1 protein-coding gene and 1 pseudogene are annotated in these 1,765 nt (G+C 69.2%); one reads left to right on the top strand and one right to left on the bottom strand.

What is annotated here, in order from left to right; genetic code table 11:
- Positions 1–179: VOC family protein (locus J0670_RS37265; RefSeq protein WP_279383133.1), on the top strand; the 179-nt coding region annotated here is incomplete at its 5' end.
- A gap of 1,005 nt (positions 180–1,184) precedes the next feature.
- Here the strand turns inward: J0670_RS37265 and J0670_RS37260 are convergent.
- Positions 1,185–1,765 (bottom strand): annotated as a pseudogene (locus J0670_RS37260) (transglutaminase domain-containing protein); the annotation flags it as partial.

The raw sequence follows: 1,765 nt of genomic DNA, 5'->3' as shown, positions 1-1,765 counted from the left end.
ACATCGACGTTCGGGTGCCGGGACACGGCAGTGCCGGTGAGCGGTGGGCGCGGATCAAGGCGGAGTCTGAGCGACTGGTGAGAGCGGGCGGGGCCGTCCTGCAGGAGTTCGACGGGCACCACGTTGTGATGGCCGACCCGGAGGGCAACGAGTTCTGCGTTGCCGCAGCCTCGGCCTGAGGCTGGCAGAGGTCGGGGACGTTCCCTCTGGCCGTCAACAAACCGTCGATGCGCCGTGACGACGAAACTCCGCCAGAGCGAGTGATCTCAGCTTGACTCTGTCGGGAATCTTGGAGCTTTGCCGGGTGTGCCAGCGCGATCGGCGGGCATGCTCGGGCTTACCGAAGACCGTAGTTGTCGAGGTGTCAGTTGTCGCTCCGTCCCCGCTCCGGCGAGCAAGTCCCTTCTCTGGCCGCGCAGATCGCGCGGGCGAGCAACCCGGGCGGTACAACCGCGATGTGGATCAGAGACCGCGGTGCGGGCGGGGAGGCGATGGACTGTCGCCAGCTCGCCGTGGCGCTCGGATTGGAGGCGGTTCCGGCGACGAGGCCGGTCGTGGAACTCGCCGACCAGGCCCTTGTCCCGTCATCGGCGGAAGAACGCGTAGACGCGGTCCCACGAGGGGAAGTTCGTCGGCATCGTCCGCCAACTGATGCCGCCCGCGACCAGGTAGCGCACCCGCGTTGACCATCTGCCGGTGGCAGTAGCCCTCCGGCTGCCCGCCCCGGCCCTCCATCCATCCCGGGACGGGCAGCGCGTCGCGCACGACCGCACACTCCGCCTCGCTCATGTCGGACGGATACCGCGGCCGTCTGTGCGGACGGTCCCCGGCATTCCCGAACCGGTGAGCGAGACAGTCACACGTCAGGGAAGGCGAGTTGGACGACATCGGGCCTGACACGGAAGACTGCAACACCAGGGGCCTCCTGTTGCTCGGTTGGATTCGACACCCACGAGCTGTGCGGGAGGCCCCACTTTCATGCCGGGCCGGCCAGAAGATCACCCGGCCGAGTCGACAACCTCGAACTCACGCCCACCGAGATCGATAGAGCAACGGCCTCCAACGCGTCCCGAAATGGCCAACAACCATGTCCCATAGGTCTCACAGCCTGGAGCCTGGACAGACCCCACGCGTGCTGGCCAACAAGCGTGTCCGGTCACACCTGTCTCGTGGCCTACCTGGGCCTACCTGAGGGTGACCGTGCGCGGGCCCTTGAAGGGGCTCAGGGAGAGGAGGGTCTTCGGCGTTCGCAGGGCCTCGTGCTCGTCGAAGAGCGTGCGCACGGCGTTGACGGCAATGTCGTCGTAGGTCAGCAGGGCGACCTGGTCGTGGAGTCGGCGGAGCGGGGCGGCCAGGTGGGGGTGGCCGGCGTCGGGAGCGGGGCCCCAGAGGTCCCAGAGCAGGGGTTCCACCTTGTTGAGCATGGCGAGGTCGAGGCGGAGGGAGTGCGCGACGAACGGCTCGCCGTTCAGCGGTCCCTCGTCCGGCGGGTGGACGCCGAAGGCGGCCGGGTCGGCGGCGCCGGTGCGGATCGCCCGCCAGGCCGCGCCCGCGACCAGGAAGCGGTCGCGGGGGACGTCGAGCGGGTCGAAGTCCGCGTGGCAGGAGTCCAGGACCCTCGGGTCGGCCAGCTGAGGGTCGGCGAGCAGCCAGCCGCGTGCGTCGTTCCAGTACTCGGTCACGACGTGATCGCCGTGGAAGCCGTCCGGGCCGAGGTAATCGGCGTAGCCGTACCGCAGGCGGGCGGGGGTGCCGGTGTGGCGCA

Source organism: Streptomyces sp. FH025 (assembly GCF_017427025.1).
In the GTDB taxonomy this organism is placed as follows: domain Bacteria; phylum Actinomycetota; class Actinomycetes; order Streptomycetales; family Streptomycetaceae; genus Kitasatospora.
The sequence above is the reverse complement of the archived record's forward strand: the minus strand, read 5'-3'. Positions and strand labels throughout refer to the sequence as shown.